This window comes from Nocardia sp. NPDC004151 (assembly GCF_042874235.1).
Taxonomy (GTDB): Bacteria; Actinomycetota; Actinomycetes; order Mycobacteriales; family Mycobacteriaceae; genus Nocardia.
Genome location: NZ_JBIAMR010000018.1, coordinates 26,914 through 45,189 on the forward strand (window position 1 = coordinate 26,914; position 18,276 = coordinate 45,189).

Genomic DNA, 18,276 nt, shown 5'->3' on the forward strand with positions numbered 1-18,276 from the left:
CGGAGCAGGTTCGGGGAGTGCGGTTTCGGCCGCGACAGGTTCGATCAGCGGATGACGAAGCCGCGCTCGACAACGTCGGCGAGAAGATCGGCGTAGGAATCCATGTCGTCACGGGCCGGACGCGGTGCCGCGGCATAGGGCATGGCGGCCTTTACGGCGGGACTGAGGAAGTACGCGCCCGCCGTCAGCACCGTCAGCGCCTCGAACTGCTCGGGCCTGTGCACGGCGAGCTCATCGAGAGCGGCTTCGGGGTCCTTGTCAGTACCCGATGCGACGGCGGCGGCGAACGCCTCTGCGATATCGGGCCGGTAGCCGAGAACCTGGTCGAGCAACGCGCCGGGTACTCCGGCGGCGCTCGCCGAGGGCATGGAGCCGGACGCGGGAATCAGTGTGTCGGCGAGAAGTGCGAAGGTGCGTCGCTGGTCGGAATCGAACATCATGCTGTCCTTAGAACGCGGTCGGGATGCTGTGGCGGGTGTCGGCGAGGTGCCGCATCGAGCGCAGCGCAATCGCCATGATGGTCGCGGTCGGGTTCACGCCCGTGGATGTGACGAAAACGCTGCCGTCGATGACGAACAAATTGGGTACGTCGTGTGCCCGACCCCACTGATCGACGACGGAGGCGGCGGGGTCGGTGCCCATGGTGGCCGTGCCGAGCAGATGCCATGCGCTGTGGCGCACCACTGGGATCGGGTGGACTTCGACAGCCCCGGCGGCCTGATGCGCCTCGATCGCCCGCTCCACGTTGAATTCGAGCATTCGCTCACAGTTCTTACCGATGGTGTAGCGGATTTTCGCGGCCGGGATCCCGTCGGAGTCCGTGACATCCGCGGCGAGCATGACCGCGTTGTGCTCGTCGGGCAGGTCTTCGGTGGTGATCCCCCATTCGGTGTAGCGCCCGAACGTGCGCTCGAGGCGGCTGTGGAAGGCGGGCCCGAAACTCCCACGCCAGTCCTGGCCCCGCTCCCACAGGACGTGGGCGAGCGGGCCACCGGTCGGCATCAGGTTCCACTTCGCTCCCCGCACGAAACCACGGCCGGTGTCGGTCTCGTAGAATTGCATCGACTGCAGCGCCTGTCCTGCCGGGCCGAGCCAGGTTTCGAGGTCTTCGTCGTAGGCACCGAATACCGAGGCGTACGGGTGCGTCATCAGACGCTTGCCCACCAGCCCGGAGGAGTTGGCGAGGCCGTCGGGGAAAAGCGACGAGGTCGAGTTCAGCAGCAGGCGCGGTGTGCCGACACCGTTCGCGGCCATCACGGTAACCCGGGCCGCCAGGTGTCGCAGGTTCCCGTCGCGGTCGACGTACTCGGCGCCGGTGACAAGTCCGCGGTCGTTCACGGTGAGCCGGCTGACCCGGGCACCGGTGATCAGCACCGCACCCAGCGCGATCGCGTCACGCCAGTGTGTGAGGTCGGTGCTGGCCTTGGCTCCGGTTGGACATCCGGATTCACACGCGCCGTAGCGCAGGCAGGCCGGGCGGTTCTTGAAGTCGCGCGACGCGATGGCATTCGGTGCCGGCCACCAGTGCCAGCCCAGCTTGTCCATCCCTTTGGCCGCGACCAGCCCGTACTTGCCGATCGGCAGCGGTGGCAGCGGAAAGGTGTGCGGATCCGGATAGGCGGGGTCGCCTTCCAGCCCGGACGCGCCGATATGGTGGGTGACCTCGTCGTAGAACGGTCGCAGATCCTCATAGGTGAACGGCCAGTCCTCGGCCACGCCGTCGAGTGTCTTGACCCGGAAGTCCGACGGCATCGCGCGAACCCAGTGCCCGGAGAACAGGATCGTGCTACCGCCGACCCCGTTGAACATCAGCGGTTCGACCGGGCTCTCGGTGGCATCGACCGGATAGTCGGCCGGGTTCTGACGCACATTCGGGCTGGAGTTCCACTGCTTCAGACGGGTGAGCGCCCACGACGGTTTGTCGCCGGTGAAGTCGTCGGGCAGGTTCCATTCTCCCTGCTCCAGACACACGACCTCGAGGCCTCTGCCGGCCAACTCGAGTGCCGCCACCCCGCCGGATGCTCCGGCGCCCACGATGAGGACGTCGGCTCCTTCGGCGGTGTCGTAGTCGATGTGCCGTGTGTTCATGTTCCTCGGCTGTGCTCCTGGTCAGCCCAAGAGCAATGATGCATAGGTCACACCTCGCCCGCCAGCATCGATCCACAACAAATCGGCGAACCTGTGTTGTGCAAATGCACAAGGGGATGAAATGCGCACGTAACGCGACATCGAGGCGGCAGATCACCAGAGCGCAACGTCAATATCGAACCTGCCTTGACGACTGATGTCGAGACGATGGTGGTTGCTGCGCCGACCTGGTTCGAGAACGTGCTGTGTCCACCATGTGGGCGACAGCCGGGTGCCATGGCCGATCGGAGGGGCCGCAAAGGTACAGGGACCGTTCGAGATTGTGTTTGATCGGAATCAAGACCAGGTCGTCGCCTTCCATGCCCGCAGCGGACTCGGGTACCACGGTCACGCCGATTCCTGCCCTGACCATGGAGAACAAGGTGCTCAGCTGGCGCACCCGATGCGTGGGTCGGAATTCGGAACGGGCACGGCGGTGCAACTCCCGGATGTGCGGCTCGCAGCCGCCCGTCGACAGCAGCAGCGGATCGTCGGTGAGGTCGGCGATGTCGACGACGGCCTCGGCGGCCAGCGGATGATCCCTTCTCATGGCCGCGCAGAATGTCTCTCGCGCCAGCAGTACCGCTCGCGTCGGTGCTTCGGACGGGTCGACGAGCACCGCCGCATCCGCGGTCGCATCACCGATCCACCCAGCCACTTCGGCGTCTTCACCTTCCAGCACAACAACTCTCACCCGGGGCAGGTCGACCTCCCAGGCGTTGAGGAGATCGGGAAGCAAGGCGTGACAAGCGGTCGGCGGCGCCGCGAGTGTGATCGAACCGGAAGGGACGCCAGTCCGGCCTCGCAGCACGTCCTGGGCGGCTGCGGCGGCCGCCACCGCGACCCGGGCGTGCTCGAGAATGCCCTGGCCCAGGGCGGTGGGGGTGATAGGGAACTCCCGCGTCACCACAGGCTGCCCGCTGAGGCGCTCGAGCGCTGCGATGGTGTGCGATACGGCGGACTGGCTGACGCCGAGTTCGGCTGCGGCCGCGCCGAATCCGCCGGCGTCCACGACCGCAACCAGGGTTTTGAGGTGTGTGAGTGAGATGTCCATGAATCTTCCTCATGATTCGACCAGTTCATGTCATTGGACTCATCTATAGCTCACCGGCAGACTGAAACGCGACCGAAAGACTCGCGTGAAGGGGGCCCCTCCGATGACCCTGGTCGAAGCCAGAGCGAGAACGAGGGCAAGTTGGGTGCCGAAGTTTGTTGTGCTGTCGGCGATTTGGGGTGCCAGCTTCGCACTCATCAAGCTCGCTGTCGATGCGGGTGTCGCCTCGGTGTGGGTCGCGTTGTGGCGGTGTGCCTTCGGCGTGCTCGCGCTGACCGTCGTGTGTGCGGTGCGTCGGGAGGCGCTACCGCGCACACGGTCGATTTGGGGCCATGCTGCTGTGGTCGCCTTGCTGGTCAACGCGATTCCCTTCACCCTGTTCGCGCTGGCCGAGCAACACATCAGCTCGGTGCTGGCCGGCCTGATCAACGCGACGACCCCGATCATGACGATGGGCTTCACCATCCTGCTGGTCCCCGGCGAGCCACTGACCCGACGTCGGGTCGAAGGTGTCCTGATCGGGTTTGCAGGCGTGGCTTGCCTGCTCGGAGTCTGGCGGGGCATGGACGCTGACACAGTGGGCGGCATTGTCGTATGTCTGGGCGCCACCCTCTGCTACGGCGCTGGATTCGCCTACACCCACAGATTCCTTACCAAGCCGGGGAGTTCGCCAGCGGTCCTATCGCTGACCCAGTCGCTCGCTGCCACACTGGAATTAACCCTGTTTGCCATGCTGGCCGGTCACGTCCCGACCGCGCCGGGGTGGCCTGGCGCTGTCGGTCTGATCGTGCTGGGCGTGTTCGGCACGGGCTACGCGTTCGTGCTCAACATGCAGGTGATCGCCTCCGCCGGGGCGGCGGTCGCCTCGACGATCACCTACGTCGTCCCGATCTGGTCCACCGTTCTGGGTGCAGTGCTGCTGTCGGAAGCTGTCCGCTGGAATGTTGTTATCGGCGGCATCGCGGTCGTCACTGGCATTGTCGTGACACGCTCCCGGCCTGCCCTGAGTGAACCCGATAGCGGGGAAGATGTATCAGCATTTCGGTGAAAGGTCGCCGCTGGTCGCGGACGCGGAGGATAACGCGATCGGGGACGAGCTGCCTGGCCCGATCGAGGCGAACCCCGACCTTGCACCGGAACCGAATCCGCTCGATGAGATCGGCGGGCAAGCAGGCGTTCGCCGGCCGGGTCGGCGCGTCGGCGTTCCGTACGGCTGGGCAGGTCCGGCTGCTCGCCGAGCGCATGACCGAAGTGGGATGGCGGGTCGACGGTTCCGAGCCCACCATGACCGCAACCGCCGCCGCTGCACGGATTCGGTCCGTTATCCCGGGCCGTGCGGAACCGCCCTTCGGCTCAGCAGGACTGTTTGCCGATGGCCGTGTCGAGCAGGCCGGCGAACTCGTCGATGCCGTTGTCCCATTCCCGGGGCATACGAAGGACAGCGATGCGCACGTCCGCGCCGGCGTCGGTGAGCGAGCTCCCGGCAGCGCGGGCGTTGGCGAACATTTCGCGCTGAGCAGGCGGGGTGCTCACGTCTGGTTCTCCTCATTCTCCGGCGGTTATGCGGCGGAACGGGTTTGGGTTTCGAAGTCGCAGACGCAGGCGGCGCTCAAGTCGGCCTGGCGGCGGGCTTTGGCGGCCGCGCCGGACGAGGGCGGTCTGACAGATCCGCAGGCACAGCACGCTCTTTTCCATCAGTTCACCTCCCCTGACAACGGCCGCGTTTCTGACGACCGGACTGGGCAACGTGATCATTCGCCGCGGCAACCTGCGCTCGATCCGAAGAGCGGCGCCGACGACAACAGTGCACTTGTCCACGACACCCCGAATCGGATCGTCGCAGTGAACTATCCGGTCGGGGCTGCCCGGAAATAGGGGTAGTGACTGGCGAGGTCGCCTATTCAACCGCCGCGGGTTCATGTCGACCGAAACGGCACTTCTGATGGGAGTAGAAGTCGGGCGAGTCGGTTGAACCTCGGCGGCTCAACTCTCGGTCTTGAACTCACCAACGATACGTGCCAGCGATGCCGGGTCCTGCAGCATCGGCAGGTGACCTGTCGACAGTTCGCTACGGAACTCCGCGCCGAGCTCGGTGGCGTGCCTGCGTTGATCGGCCGCGGGGATAACCCGGTCCGACGAGGTCACGACATACCCGCGGCGCGCCGGAAACGTTCGCGCGGACACGCCGTCCCGATAGAGGTGTTGCGATTCCGGCTCGAACTGCGAGACGATGCGCGAGGTGTCAGCCTCGCCGAGGCCCGCGCACACCCCGGAGCGGATCGCGTTCTCGGGAGGCTTGGTTCCCGCGAACCGCATGATCAGACCCATGACGAGCTTCTGCGGCATTGGCATGGCACCGAGGAACGACTTCCCGATGCCGGGCATCGACGCCGCGACGCCGAGGATGCCGTCGAGCCGCTCTGGCGCGATGGCCGTGATCTCACTGGCCACGACCCCGCCGATCGAGTGGGCCACGATCGTGAATACGCGGCCGGGTGTCTGTTCCAAAACCGCGTCGGCGTAGTCCCGCAGGGTCGCGTCCGCGCGCCGCGGGTAGGTCGCGACGACCGATTCGACGTGCAGCGAATTTCGAACATCGTCCCAGATCCAGGCTGGAAGTCCTGCGCCGCTGAGGAACAGTATCGGCGTTGTCCGCGAGGCGGTCATAGTTGCTCCTGTATTTGGCTGTCGGTGCGTTGTCGCTGATGCTCCTCGAGTTGGAGGCCCGCTTCCGGGTCGGGCCCGAGGAGCTGCCGCCGGCTTCCCGGCCCAGCTTCGGTGCCAACGTGAAAACTGGCCGCGAGTAAGCGAGTACAGCTGGTCGCCGGACCGGGCAAGGCCGGCCTGCCGTCGATCGGTAGGGCACCCTCGTCCGGCAATACCGCTGGCCGCAGTCCCCGGGGAAGGACCGCGGCCAGCGGTGACACGGTGACCTAGCTGAGGTGCTCGCTGGCGGATTCCATGGTCTGCTTGAAGATGCTCAGGCCGTGGTCCATTACGGCGCCCATCACGATGGTGAGGTCGTCGGGTTTTGTGTCGTGGATCCATATGAACCGGCTGCGGCCGTCCCCGTGCGGGAAGACTTGCATCGACGCGTTGTCGTGTGTCGGTTGCATGGTGTCGCCGATGATCGAGAAGACGAGCCGGCGCCGCTCGTTGTCGAGCGCGATGAGCCGCTCGCGCGCCACGGTTCCGTCGGCGAGCGTGACGACCCTGACGTCGGCTTCGTCGAGCCGGCTGTCGGTGACGAAGCCGGGCGCCATCCGGAGGGGCCCGTCGGTGAAGTCACCGATGATCGCCCACACGGCCGAGGGGTCGGCGTCGATGATGATCTCTTTCTGCACGGAGGCCATAGCTGTCTCTTCTCTGATGGTGGGATACGGATCCGGGGATCGCGAAGTTGGCGGGTGCGTCTATGCGGCGACGACGCAGAACTGGTTGCCCTCGGGGTCGGCCAGCACGACCCACCCGTCGAAACGCCCCACTTCGGTCGCGCCGAGGGCCCGAATCCGGTCGACATCGCCCGTCAGGTCATCGGTGAACAGGTCCAGGTGCAGGCGATTCTTGCCCTCCCGGCCTTCGGGCACGGCCTGCAAGGACAGGCCGGCGCCGGTCTTGTTCGAGTCCTCGAGGTAGGTGGTGCCTCCATCCGAGGATGCGACCTGGTACCCCGTGACCGCCTGCCAGAAGGCGGTGCTGCCTTCCAGGTTGTTCGTGTCGATACAGATGTTGCCAATGCTGACGCTCACCAACGAGCCCCTCTCATCTAACTGACGTATCGGTTACGCCAGTTAGGTAACCTACCATGGCCACTAGCCGGGTAGGGTGCGAGAGGTGAAGAATGAGCGGACTGCCGATCTTGTGCCGGACCTCGCAACCGCGACGGCGCCGATGCCGCTGCGCACGATCGAGAAGTTCATCAACACCCGCCGCCGCGACAGCGACGAGATCGCAACCCCGCCACAGCTCGCGAAGTGGTTGCACGACCACGGCCTGGCATCGGTCGACACTGTGGTGAACGCCGAGCAGCGCGACCGCGCCGAACGGATCCGCGAGGGACTACGCGCGCTGATCGCGGAGAACAACACCGAGCCGGTCTCGAGCCCACGCCCTGACGGCCTCAACCCGGCCGCTCGTGCCGAATTCGCCGAACTCACCCGCGACTTCCCGCTGATGCTCGATGTGACCGTTTCCCCGCCGCAACTGGTCCCCTGCGCCCGGACGCCGGTCGAGGCGGCGCTGGCCAGGCTCCTCGCCATCGTGGCCGAGGCTGTGGCCGAAGGCACGTGGACGCGGCTGAAGGCCTGCCGGGAGCCGAGCTGCCGATGGGCCTATTACGACCACTCGCGCAATCGCCGCCGGACCTGGTGTTCCATGGACATCTGCGGCAACCGTGCCAAAGCTCGCGCCTCACACCACCGCAAGTCCACCACGCCCTCGACCGCGAGCCAGCCCACCAATCGATAGGTCCGCGCAGTCGGCCTGGCGATCTCACACCGCCATCCAGGGCAGGCGTGGAGTGGCGTTGTGCAGCTGCTCTGGCCAGTTCGCTCGAGCACATCAGCGACGTCGTGCGAGTCCTGTACCAGCGCATGGATATCGGCCGCTGCCGCACTATGGTCGGAGCGTGATCGATGAACGCAGACCGCAACTGTTCCTGACATTGGTTGCGCTGTCCTCCATCCCGTTCTTCGTGTTGGGCGCAGTCACCGGCGAAATACAGCTGGGCACAATGCGGCTACCCGCGAGCGCAGCCATGTTCATGATTCCCGTTGCCGTCGCCGTGGCACTGACCTGGCGGTATTCCGGTGCTGCGGCGGTGCCTGGGCTGCTGCGGCGGGCCGTGGACCGTCCCGCTGCCGCGCTGCGTTGGTACGTGCTTGCTGTGTTGCTGCCGGTGGCGCTGGCGGTGGTATCCGCGGCGGCCGTGTGCTGGACGGGGCAGGCCGGATGGCGGCTGCCGCTATCCCCGGCCGCCGCACCAGGGCTGGTGCTGGTTTTCCTGATCGCAGCGACCTGCGAGGAACTGGGTTGGACCGGATATGCGATCGAGCCGTTGCAGCAGCGCTTCGGCATGTTGCCGGCCGCGCTCGGTCTGGGCATCTATTGGGCGCTCTGGCATCTGATTCCGTTGGTCGAGGCGGGACATCCGGTGGGTTGGATCGCCGGATGGTTCCTCGGTGCGGTCGCCATTCGGGTGCTGATCGTGTGGCTGCACGATCGCACAGGGCATGGAGTGAGTGCGGCGATCCTGATGCACGTCTCGTTCAATGTCACCGCCGCCTACACCCCAGGGCTGGACCGGCCGATCAGCGTGATCACCACCGGCGTCCTCACGGCCGCGCTCACCGCCGGTCTGATGTGGGGCAGCACATCTCGGACTCCGCGGGCAATCGACGCGTTGACGCACTGAACCGCTCCCCGCTCCCACGGGCGTGACCGGCGCATATCGGCCCGTGAGGGCCAGTGACGAGAATAGTCACGCTTAGCGCCCGCAGACGAGGCTGTGGGCTCGAAATACATTGCCAGGAAACATGTTCGATGCTGGTAGCCGCCATCGGCGGCCCAACTTCGCAAAAAGTCACGCTAAGGAGTTACCGCAGACAACGACACATTATCTGCGCCGAAGGTCTGGAAATGGGCCACGGAAGGGGTGCGTCGAATGATCTTCGAGGTGCGGGTTCTGGTGCGCGAGAGGCCCTTCCGGCGTGGACGACTGGTGCTGGAAGCCACGACCGCAGGGCATGCGGGATGGCGCGCGGACTCGGCGGTAGGTGCGCCGTCGCTGCGGCCGGTCCGCAGCCAGGCAGGATGAAAAGGAATTGAGGCGGTTGTTCGAGTCATGGAATGCGCGGCTCACCCCCGCGCCCTACCGCGAAGTGTTGTTTCGACGGCCCGAGTACGCGGCGGCCGGGACGACCGCCAGTGCGAGTATGCCACCGGCGAGTGCCAGGGTGGGATAGCTGGTGGCGGTGACCATGAGTCCGGAGCCCATGCCGCCGGTGGCTCCGGCGATGGCGATGGATACGTCCACCGCGCCTTGGGTTTTCGCCCGAGTGGCCAGCGTGACAGTGTCGGTGATGATCGCGGTGCCCGCGACGAGTCCGAGGTTCCAGCCCAGCCCGAGCAGGGCCAGCGCCAGCGCGAGCAGGGCGACCGAGTCGCCGGGTGCGAGGCTGGCGAGTACTCCCGCGGCGAGCAGCGTCACGCCGGACGCGGCGGCGACAGGCAGGCGACCGAAGCGGTCGACGAGCCATCCGGTCAATGGGGAGGGGAGGTACATGGCACCGACGTGGATGGCGATCACTGCGCCGGCGGCGGCGGTGTCGTGGCCGTGCGCGAGCATGTGGACCGGTGTCATGGTCATGATCGCCACCATCACCAGTTGGGTCAGCGCCATCACGAATCCACCGGCGGCAATCGCCTTGCTGGAGCCGTCAGCGGACGAGATCTGCGTGGTGCTCGGCGCGGCGGTGGAGTCCGTCGCGCCGATCTGCCGCGCCAACAGCAGCGGGTCCGGGCGCAGCCACATCGCCAGCACCAGCGCGGCCAAGCCGTAGGCCAGCGCGGCTAGCAGGAAAGGCCCTGCCAGATAGGGAATTCCCACGGCTCGGGCGAGCGTGCCTGTCGGGGCGGCGAGGTTGGGGCCGACGACACCACCGAGGGTGGTGGCCACCAGCACGGTCGATACGGCACGGCCGCGGTGGGAGACGGTGGCCAGATCGGCTCCGGCGTAACGGGCTTGCAAGTTGGTGGCGGTGCCCGCGCCGTAGACGAACAACGCGACGAACAGCATCACCGGGTTGTCCGCGACGGCGGCGGCGATGACACCGAGGCTGCCGATCGCGCCGGTGAAGTATCCCGCGGCCAGGCCAGGGCGGCGGCCGCGGGACTGGGACAGCCGGCCCACGGCGACGGCGGCGAGCGCGGAGCCGGCGGTGAACAGGGCGCTGGGTAGGCCGGCCAGGCTGGTGGAGCCGAGCATGTCCTGGGCCAGCAGTGCGCCGACGGTGATCCCGGCGGCCAGTCCGGCGCCGCTGAGGATCTGCGCGGACACCAGCACTGTCAGGACACGGCGTTGGGCGCGGACAGCATCGGGGAGGTGAGGAATGGCGATGGCGTCGGCACTGTGGGTCACAAGAGGTCTTTCCTGGAGATGTGAGCTGGCGCAGGGGGGGGCATCAAGGCGGGAATCCTTCCCGGTTGGATTTTGGTTGTTCGCCGGTGTGGAATCCGCTCGTCGCCTCCCTGCCCAGCCCCAGCAGCGTGAACAGCGCTGTCAGTGCGCGTAAATCGCCGGGCGGTGCTGATGCCAGGGGAACCACCGTTCGAGGTCGGCGGCCAGGCTCAGCAGGGTGGCCTCGTCGCCGTAGGGGCCGACGAATTGGACGCCGATCGGCCAGCCCTCGGCCGATCGTGCCAGGGGCAAGGAGATCGCTGGATTACCGGTGGCGTTGAACAGGGCGGTGAAGGGCGCGAAGTCGAAGATCTTGCGGTACCAGTCATGCGCGGTCAAGCTCGCGTCGTCGGCATCGAGGTGACCGAGAGGGAGATTCGGGCTGGCCGTAGTCGGAGTGAGGTAGACGTCGTAGTCGGTGAGTAGTCGGGCGACCTCACGGCGCGCGAGGTTGAAGGTCTCCTCGACGACGTACAAGTCCGCCGCGGACCTGGTGGCGCCGTAGGCGACACAGGCGCGGGTGCTGGCTTCAAGGTGTTCGGTGCCAGGGTCGACGCCCAGTGCCTTGGCCGCGGTGGTGACGGTGTGTGCGAGAAAGCTGCACCAGGCATCGAGATTGGCGTGATGGAACGCCTCGGCGTCGATGCGCGGAGTGGCTTCCTCGACGTGATGGCCTATCGAAGCCAACTGTTCGGCGACGCTGTGGACGGCGTCGGCGCAGGCGGGACCGGCCTGGGAGAGATCGCCTGCGACGGCGATGCGCAACGCGCGCGTCGGGTGGGAGATCAGTGCGCTGTAGCTCGTCGGCTCGGCGGGAAACAGATACTTGTCGCCAGGTTCACTGCCGTGTATCGCGTCGAGCAACGCGGCGCAGTCCCGGACGGTACGGGTGACTGCGAACTCCGCGCCCATGCCGAGCAGAGGATCAGCGTAGTCCGGAGCGGCGGAGACGCGGCCACGGCTCGGTTTGAGTCCGACCAGCCCACACGCCGCGGCCGGGATGCGGATGGAGCCGCCGCCATCGTTGGCATGGGCCAGCGGTAGCGCTCCGGCTGCGACCAACGCCGCGGCGCCGCCGCTGGATCCGCCCGCCGTGCGGGTGGGGTCCCACGGGTTGCGCGTCGGTGCGCCGTAGGCGAGAGCTTCAGTCGTGGCGTTGAACCCGAGCTCGGGGGAGGTGGTCACCGCCATCATCGCCAGCCCAGCTCGGCGCAAGCGGGCCATCAACGCCGTGTCGTCGGCGTACATCACGCCAGGGCCGAACAACCGGCTGCCGTTGCGCTGCGGTACTCCGGCCGCATGAATGATCAGGTCCTTGAACGCGGAGGGCACCCCCGCGAACGGGCCGGACGCATCGTAGGCCAGGGGGCGCTCGAACACCTCGCCCGCGACCGCACCGAGAACAGGGTCGACCTGCGCGATCGCGGCCGCAGCCGCGGCCTGCACGTCCGCGGCGCTGACCTCGCCCTGGTTGATCAGCTGGGCCAGCTCTGTGGCGTCCCGGCCGGCGTAATCGGCGACATCCATCGAAACCTCCAAGTTCGTCATAGTGGTGCGGGAGAACCTAGGCCGAGGCGGGCAGCGTGACGTCCGCCGATCGACGGACGTCGCGAAACGGCGACTGTGCATTGTCATTGAGCGACCGGCAGATCGGGGGTGCTGTAACCGGGCCATACTGTGGCGGTGGTTGTTGCACCCGGTCGAGATCTGGAACCCGCTGCCGCCGTCCGAGTGCGAGCCGCTATCAGGGCGGCCACGCCGGACCGATCGGGCCTGGGGCGGGTGCTATTCGAGCTTTCGCGAGTCGTCGCCTATCAGCACGCCGCATTGTCGCGGTGGGATCCAGGCGCCCGGGTGCACATCACAGCGGCCAGCGTCGGATACCCCCGGGAGGCGCTCGAGGTCACCAACAACTGCCTGCACACCCATCCCCTGTTCACCCGGCTCCGGCACGACCAGATACCGATGCGATTGTGCGATGTGCCGGCGCAGGTACGGCACGGTGCGATCTTCGACCGGGTAATCGTCCCCCTCGGCTACCGGGAGGGCCTGACCCAGCCCTTGTTCGCCGCCGACGGCCGCTATCTCGGCATGCTGAACATGAGCACCACCACGCACGGACTTTTTCCGACAACGTCGGTGACAGCACTCGCGTTGATGGCAGATGTGGTCGGCGCCGCCATAGATCCTTGCCGAGGCATCGCAGCGTCGGCTGATCAGGAGGAATCGGTAGTGATCGTCACCGCGAGCGGAACCGTACATCCGGTGACGGAGCCTGCCGCAGCGCACCTGTTCGTACCTGGCAGCGCCGGCATCGAACTCGCGTGGGCGGTCGCCGCCTCCGGTCGACCCTGCGACCATCTGCTGCTCGACGGCGATGTCGTATACCGGACGCGGATGCAGGCGGCGCGATCAGGCGGGACCCTGGTCGCCTACCGGCGCGTCGATCCACCTCGCGGCCTCACCCCTCGGGAGCTCGGCGTGCTCGCGCTACTTCCACAAGGCGGTTCCAACGCCACCCTCGCCGCCCACCTGCGGGTCAAACCCTCCACCATCGCCACTCACATCGAGCGCATCCTGCGAAAACTCCACGTGCCCAACCGCACCGCCGCCGCTGCCACCGCGGCGTGCTGGGGACTGACCGTGAACTACCGCGACAGCGGGCTCATCTACTCGCGGTTGTCGATGTAGTCGAGGACTTCGGTGCGTCTAAACCCCGACGAGGCCAAGGCACATTGCAACGCATGCGAACTCGCGATGGCGTGCACATCGATCTGCGGGAGTTCCCGGTTTAACGGCTGATCTGACCGGAGAGCCTTGGTGAGGCTGCCGATTTGGGCGCTGGGGCAGCGCTGGCGTCATGCTGGCGCTGTCGGCTTCGAGCCAGCCAGATGTTCTCTGGCCCATCCTTCCCGGCCAGCAACAGGTCCATCCACCTCGGTGTCCACCCTGCCGATGTGCGCGCTGCGATCGAGCGAGCGCGGACCGCTGGCTGGTCCCCGGACCTTTCGCCAACACTGTTTCGCCTAGACCACCCGGACCGCCGGTAACCAGGCAGGCCAGGCGCCACTCGAGTTGCCGGGACGCTACGAACCAAACAGAGGACTTGGGAGAGAACGAGGCAGGAGCACTGGACCGAGCGATCAGCGGCGTGACCGGACGTTCCTGTCCGCCGTCGTGGCTGTCAGCTGAGGCCATTCATGCCAGCATCAGTGGTATTCGGCCGCCTGTCCTCGACGTGTACGACGTGTAGCTCGGTGCCGTCCCGATGGCGCTTGGTACGACCGCACAGCCCGACGGCCAGCTGCGAAGGATCGTGGGGCTCATCGGGACCGACGTAGGTGAGGACATTGTTGTGGTGCCCAGTGACGACCCATCCCTCCACATCCTTGGGGTTGATCACGCCGAAATCTCCTGCTGCCGATCCGGCACGAGCCGGGCCGAACTCCGCCAGGATCGTGGTGGCTTGCTCGGCGAGGTCCCCATCCGGAGCGGTGAGCACGACACAGGTGCCGTGCTCGAAAAGCACCCACGACTTGCGGGGGTCGGCGAGCAGCTGCCGCCAGACGTCGGTAAGTAGTGCTGCGTTCATGGTGGTCATTCTTGCGCAGACCTCTGACTTGTCCGGTTTCTGTTGCGGTACACGCTCGTTCGATGTTCTGGGTACACGCTGGAGGGGAGCAGCCGGAAGAGTGCATCAATCGCCCGCCATGCGGCATGAGGATGCGTTCGGCCGGCCTGCGGCTCGGCCTGTCCGAGCCGCCCCGTAAGCGGCTACTTAAGACTGGTGTCAGGACCGGGTCCCGGTTTTGCGGCCGTTGCCGGTGGCGAAGACCCGTATCTGCGCTGATAGTTCCCCCGGTTACCTGCGAGAAGATCGATCCGACTGGCAGTACAGATGATGCCGAGACCGCGTGAGTGGTACCGGAACGCTGGCGCAGCCGGTCCGAAGCAAGTGGCTGTGGCTCAGCGTAGATGGTCGGCGAGCGTGCCTTGCTCGCCGAACAATTCGTTGGTCCAGCGTTCGAGCAGGGCGGTGTTGTCGGTGTGGTCGGGATGGAAGCCCGACTCGAAGTATTCGTCGAACCGACCGAAGACACTCGCGGTCAGGAACGGCGAATGTCGCAGGGCGGTCAGGCTACGCACCAGCGTGACGGGGTTGTAGGTGGCGCGGTCCCGGACCAGGGAGACAGCGGTGTGCGCGATCACGCCGATGCCGAAAAAGGCCATGGTGAACCACATTGCGGCAATGCGGCGGCGTTCGGCGCCACCGACGGCACAGTAGACATCGAAAGCCACCGACTTGTGCTCGGACTCCTCGACCGCGTGCCACAGCAGCATCGAGCGCACTTCGGTCCGGCCCAACAGGGCTTGCGCCCGCTCATCACTGAGCAGAGTTTCCGCGAATACCGCCGTGTAATGCTCGAGCGCGGCCGTGATCGCCAGGCAGGTCAGCGGTGACAGCATCCGTTCGCAAAGTGCGAAGAACAACCGGGTGGTGCGGTCGCCCAAACGAGTGGGATAGCCCATCTGGTGCAGTCGTTCGTTCAGTTGCCGATGCTCGCGGCCGTGGGTGACCTCCTGGCCGATGAAACCGCGGACCCGCGTCTGGAGTTCGGGCTCGGTCAGCTGATCGGCGTGACGCCGGACCGAGCGCACGAAGAAGTCCTCGCCCTCCGGAAAGACCGATGACAGGTAGGCGATCGCGTGGCTCATGACCAGATCCCCGTCGACATAGTGCTGTCGCAGTGACCCCGTGGGGTAACTGAATCGGATGCGGCGAACCCGAATCGGCCGTTTGGCGTTACCGGACGAATAGCTCATGACTTTCTCGGTCTCTCTCGAATCTTCCCCTGTTGCCCGTAACTAGCGAGCGGACAATACTTTTGACAGCGGCTAGGACGGCGGCGGTGGGATACGGCTCATAGCCGGGTATCGACCGCGACATGGCCAGCCCATCGAACAGCGCGAACAGCAAGTGCAGCACAACGGGAGCGCCGTGCGAATCGTCGCCGGCCGGAAACATCTCGGCGTAGACCCGCTCGATGGCGGCCGTCACCTTCCGATCGATTTCGACGACCGCGGCAGCCAACTCCGCATCGGTGCGGGCCGCTGTCCACAGCTCCTGCCATGCGGTATAGGTGGGGCGCTGATACATCGACCACAGCAGCTCGATCGCGATGTCGACCTGGTCCGCCGACGGATCGGGCGCGGGCATGACCGCCCGGTACTCCTCGGTACTGCGGTCGAACGAATGCGCGACCGCGGCGCACAGTAGATCCGATTTCGTCGGAAAATGATGCAGCAGTGCACCGATGGAGATCCGAGCCCGATGTGCCACGTCGGTGGTCGTGACCGCGCGGAAGCCGACCTCGATCAGTGCGTCGATGGTGGCGTCGAGCACGGCGCGACGCGTCTGTGCAGTCCGCTCGGCCTGTGTCCGCCGGGTCCGCGTGTTCGCCATGCTGTCAAGCATGACACCATAAACCGTATACCGATACGGTTTCCTGCAACTGCGAATTGAGCACGCCTCGAACAGAACTCGCCAGCCAGTAAACCGATGAAGCATCATCAAGCGGCTATGCGTATCCCGATTGGGTCGATCACCCGATGCGAGCCAGATCCAGGACTCGAACGCCGTTGACAGGCAACCTTTCGATCTGTGAGACACAAGCATCCAGTCATTCGGGGCCACGCGAAATCGGTGCGGGCTCATGCGGTCATCGCAACCGGCTGCTCGTCATGGGGGAGGAGCGAGCCGAACACACTCAATTCGGCTAGTTGGACACTTGCTGTCAGGATCAGGTCCCGGCCAGGATTTGATCCAGGTGCCCGGTGGGATGCGGCTGCCCACCGTCTGGTTTGGTGTGGCTCTCTAATGGCTTGCTTCCCACCGGGTGCCGTGCAGGGAGTGGCTGAAGAGGGGCCTGCCCCAAGCTCGAACTAGCGGTGCCCTCCCGCACGGACACCACTTGGTTCGTTGACGCGGGAAGGCACGGCGATGACCGTCATCATCGGAATGGAGGACTACTCGTGACCGCATTGGAAAATGTGTGGGCGGTAATCCGATCCCGCCATCCTGATGTGCCCGCGGTCGTCCTGACCGTGGGAGCGGGTTCGACCGGCGGCAGCAACCTCACCCTTGGCCACTTCGCACCTCAGCGATGATTACGAACTCCATGAACTGTTCGTCGGCGGGGAAGGGCTCCAGCGTGGCGGTGTCGATGTGTTCGGCACGCTGCTGCATGAGGTCACGCACGGTGTCGCGGTGACGCGAGCGATCAAGGACACCAGCCGCCAGGGCCGTTGGCACAACGAGCGGTACCGCGCCCTTGGCGAGGAACTCGGGCTGGCGCTGGCGCATCACCCGAAACTCGGATGGTCGGTCACGAGCGTGCCGGACTTGACCCAGCAGCAGTACAGCGAGGTGCTGGATGAACTGGCCTTGGCGCTCGTGGCCTACCGCCGGCGGGAACCGAATCGGCGCGGCGGCCGTACGTCTAGCAACAACGGCCTGTCCGCAGCGTGCACGTGTGGCCGCAAGATTCGGGTATCCCGAACGACTCTCGCTGCTGGACCGATCTACTGCGGTACCTGTGGGGGTGAGTTCGTGACTGAGGGCGAACCTGAGGGTCTGAACTCAGTTCAGATTGAGTTCACAGACCTCAGTTCACGTTGAGTTCACGACAGCAGAAAGGCCTGGCGGAAACCGGGCCTGATCTGGTCAAACGTTGGTGCGCGATACTGGGATTGAACCAGTGACCTCTTCCGTGTCAGGGAAGCGCTCTCCCGCTGAGCTAATCGCGCGGGTAAATCCCCCTTTGAGCGGATGACGAGATTCGAACTCGCGACCCTCACCTTGGCAAGGTGATGCGCTACCAGCTGCGCTACATCCGCGTGCTCACCCGGCCTTGTGGGCCGATCGGCTTGCGGGACAGAACATTAGCCTATGGGTGGGTGGGTAATGCAAATCGCCAGGAAAACGGGCGATTTCGGGCATGTCGCGGCGCCGGTCAGCCGGTCTCGGGCAACGGGCCGGCCGGGGGTGCGGCCTGGGCGCGGGAAAGGCGCACCGCCGCAACACACATGACGACCACCGAGAGGGCGACGAAGGCGGTGCCCACCGGACCGGACCGCAGCCGCTCGTCGAGGACGGTCATGCCGAGGAAGGCCGCGCCGAGCGGCTCGGCGACGGTGAACGCGGGCAGCGAGGCCGACAGCGGACCCACCTGATAGCCACGCTGTTGCAGATACAGGCCCAGCAGGCCGCAGGCGGCCAGGACGTACAGCTCCCAGCTGGTGAGGGCGGTCCCGATGCTGATCGTGAACAACTGGGTGACGTTGTCGGTGAGGGCGGCCGAGACACCGAAGAGCAGACCGGCCGCCGTGCCCAGCAGCAGGGCTTGCAGGGTTGGCACGCGCACGGTGGTAGCCACCACGATGCTGACCGCGATGACACCGGCCGCCAGTCCCAACGGGAGCGCCCAGCGATGCCACGGCGCCTCGGTGACCCCCTCGGTCGGTTCGCCGATCACCAGGAAGCACGCCAGCGCGATCGACAACGCCGCCGCCTGCAACCACATCACCGTGGTCACCCGCCGCCCGCTGTAGTGCGCGGCCAGCGGCAGCGCGAACACCAGGGCCGTCACCAGAATCGGCTGCACCACCAGCACCGAACCCAAGGCCAGCGCCGCCACCTGGAACGCGAATCCGCCCGCGTCGCCGATTACCCCGGCCACCCACCGCGGATTGCGAATCAGCTTGGCCAGCAACGCATCCCCCTCGGGGACGTCCGCCGCCGCCCGTTGCTGCGCCACCGCGGACACGGCGAACAACACCGCGCCGATGAATGCGCACACCACCGCTGCCACAGGTAGGTTTCCCACCTGATCAAGTCTGCCCGACAAGGTCGTCCCGG

Annotated in this window: 18 protein-coding genes and 2 tRNA genes; 6 read left to right on the forward strand and 14 right to left on the reverse strand. The window is 66.2% G+C overall.

Going from position 1 to position 18,276, the window contains the following annotated elements; all coding sequences use genetic code 11:
• Positions 1 to 44 precede the first annotated feature (44 nt).
• From ACFYTS_RS30685 to ACFYTS_RS30695, 3 genes are all read right to left on the reverse strand, one after another.
• The gene (locus ACFYTS_RS30685; RefSeq protein ID WP_357285587.1) at positions 45 to 437 is read right to left on the reverse strand and encodes a hypothetical protein; all 393 of its coding nucleotides are present in this window, start codon (positions 435 to 437) and stop codon (positions 45 to 47) included.
• 10 nt (positions 438 to 447) lie between these two features.
• Positions 448 to 2,088 carry a GMC family oxidoreductase gene (locus ACFYTS_RS30690; RefSeq protein WP_387309004.1) on the reverse strand — a complete coding sequence of 547 codons (1,641 nt, stop codon included), beginning with the start codon at positions 2,086 to 2,088 and terminating at the stop codon, positions 448 to 450.
• Positions 2,089 to 2,257: 169 nt separating this feature from the next.
• Positions 2,258 to 3,181 (reverse strand): LysR substrate-binding domain-containing protein, encoded by a 924-nt coding sequence (locus ACFYTS_RS30695; protein ID WP_387309005.1) that lies wholly within the window; start codon positions 3,179 to 3,181, stop codon positions 2,258 to 2,260.
• 103 nt (positions 3,182 to 3,284) lie between these two features.
• Between ACFYTS_RS30695 and ACFYTS_RS30700 the strand changes: the two genes are divergently transcribed.
• On the forward strand, positions 3,285 to 4,229 hold the full coding sequence (locus ACFYTS_RS30700) for a DMT family transporter (RefSeq protein WP_387309006.1): 945 nt from the start codon (positions 3,285 to 3,287) through the stop codon (positions 4,227 to 4,229).
• A 104-nt stretch (positions 4,230 to 4,333) separates the two neighbouring features.
• Positions 4,334 to 5,056: a hypothetical protein gene (locus ACFYTS_RS30705; RefSeq protein WP_387309007.1), complete on the forward strand. Its 723-nt coding sequence runs from the start codon at positions 4,334 to 4,336 to the stop codon at positions 5,054 to 5,056.
• A gap of 108 nt (positions 5,057 to 5,164) precedes the next feature.
• Here ACFYTS_RS30705 and ACFYTS_RS30710 read toward each other — a convergent pair whose 3' ends face one another.
• The 3 genes from ACFYTS_RS30710 to ACFYTS_RS30720 all read right to left on the reverse strand — a co-directional run bounded on the left by ACFYTS_RS30710 (position 5,165) and on the right by ACFYTS_RS30720 (position 6,930).
• Complete coding sequence (locus ACFYTS_RS30710) at positions 5,165 to 5,848, reverse strand: alpha/beta fold hydrolase (RefSeq protein WP_387309008.1); 684 nt, start codon at positions 5,846 to 5,848, stop codon at positions 5,165 to 5,167.
• A 266-nt stretch (positions 5,849 to 6,114) separates the two neighbouring features.
• Positions 6,115 to 6,534, reverse strand: coding sequence for an SRPBCC family protein (locus ACFYTS_RS30715; protein ID WP_387309009.1), 420 nt, complete (start codon positions 6,532 to 6,534; stop codon positions 6,115 to 6,117).
• 60 nt (positions 6,535 to 6,594) lie between these two features.
• Entirely contained in the window at positions 6,595 to 6,930 is a 336-nt protein-coding gene (locus ACFYTS_RS30720) for a VOC family protein (protein ID WP_357285568.1), read from the reverse strand.
• A gap of 85 nt (positions 6,931 to 7,015) precedes the next feature.
• Here ACFYTS_RS30720 and ACFYTS_RS30725 point away from each other — a divergent pair, with 85 nt between their 5' ends.
• Together ACFYTS_RS30725 and ACFYTS_RS30730 are read left to right on the forward strand one after the other, a co-directional pair.
• Complete coding sequence (locus ACFYTS_RS30725; protein ID WP_387309010.1) at positions 7,016 to 7,648, forward strand: CGNR zinc finger domain-containing protein; 633 nt, start codon at positions 7,016 to 7,018, stop codon at positions 7,646 to 7,648.
• Between the two features lie 160 nt (positions 7,649 to 7,808).
• Positions 7,809 to 8,594, forward strand: a complete 786-nt coding sequence (locus tag ACFYTS_RS30730) for a CPBP family intramembrane glutamic endopeptidase (protein ID WP_387309011.1) — start codon at positions 7,809 to 7,811, stop codon at positions 8,592 to 8,594.
• Between the two features lie 456 nt (positions 8,595 to 9,050).
• Here ACFYTS_RS30730 and ACFYTS_RS30735 read toward each other — a convergent pair whose 3' ends face one another.
• On the reverse strand, positions 9,051 to 10,319 hold the full coding sequence (locus ACFYTS_RS30735; RefSeq protein WP_387309012.1) for an MFS transporter: 1,269 nt from the start codon (positions 10,317 to 10,319) through the stop codon (positions 9,051 to 9,053).
• Between the two features lie 141 nt (positions 10,320 to 10,460).
• The gene (locus ACFYTS_RS30740; protein ID WP_387309013.1) at positions 10,461 to 11,885 is read right to left on the reverse strand and encodes an amidase; all 1,425 of its coding nucleotides are present in this window, start codon (positions 11,883 to 11,885) and stop codon (positions 10,461 to 10,463) included.
• A 327-nt stretch (positions 11,886 to 12,212) separates the two neighbouring features.
• Between ACFYTS_RS30740 and ACFYTS_RS30745 the strand changes: the two genes are divergently transcribed.
• Entirely contained in the window at positions 12,213 to 13,049 is an 837-nt protein-coding gene (locus ACFYTS_RS30745) for a LuxR C-terminal-related transcriptional regulator (protein WP_387309014.1), read from the forward strand.
• 493 nt (positions 13,050 to 13,542) lie between these two features.
• On the opposite strand, the gene ACFYTS_RS30750 is transcribed toward ACFYTS_RS30745, so the two are convergent.
• From ACFYTS_RS30750 to ACFYTS_RS30760, 3 genes are all read right to left on the reverse strand, one after another.
• Entirely contained in the window at positions 13,543 to 13,950 is a 408-nt protein-coding gene (locus tag ACFYTS_RS30750) for a hypothetical protein (protein ID WP_387309015.1), read from the reverse strand.
• A gap of 374 nt (positions 13,951 to 14,324) precedes the next feature.
• Positions 14,325 to 15,182: a metal-dependent hydrolase gene (locus ACFYTS_RS30755; protein WP_387309016.1), complete on the reverse strand. Its 858-nt coding sequence runs from the start codon at positions 15,180 to 15,182 to the stop codon at positions 14,325 to 14,327.
• Complete coding sequence (locus ACFYTS_RS30760; protein ID WP_387309017.1) at positions 15,163 to 15,762, reverse strand: TetR/AcrR family transcriptional regulator; 600 nt, start codon at positions 15,760 to 15,762, stop codon at positions 15,163 to 15,165. The genes ACFYTS_RS30755 and ACFYTS_RS30760 overlap by 20 nt, the downstream gene beginning before the upstream one ends.
• A gap of 738 nt (positions 15,763 to 16,500) precedes the next feature.
• Here ACFYTS_RS30760 and ACFYTS_RS30765 point away from each other — a divergent pair.
• On the forward strand, positions 16,501 to 17,037 hold the full coding sequence (locus ACFYTS_RS30765) for a hypothetical protein (RefSeq protein WP_387309018.1): 537 nt from the start codon (positions 16,501 to 16,503) through the stop codon (positions 17,035 to 17,037).
• Between the two features lie 53 nt (positions 17,038 to 17,090).
• On the opposite strand, the gene ACFYTS_RS30770 is transcribed toward ACFYTS_RS30765, so the two are convergent.
• The 3 genes from ACFYTS_RS30770 to ACFYTS_RS30780 all read right to left on the reverse strand — a co-directional run bounded on the left by ACFYTS_RS30770 (position 17,091) and on the right by ACFYTS_RS30780 (position 18,244).
• A tRNA-Val gene (locus ACFYTS_RS30770) sits at positions 17,091 to 17,165 on the reverse strand.
• A gap of 17 nt (positions 17,166 to 17,182) precedes the next feature.
• Positions 17,183 to 17,255 (reverse strand) — tRNA-Gly (locus tag ACFYTS_RS30775).
• 116 nt (positions 17,256 to 17,371) lie between these two features.
• A complete protein-coding gene (locus ACFYTS_RS30780) occupies positions 17,372 to 18,244 on the reverse strand; it encodes a DMT family transporter (protein WP_387309019.1) in 873 nt (290 codons plus the stop codon).
• Between the last annotated feature and the right edge of the window lie 32 nt (positions 18,245 to 18,276).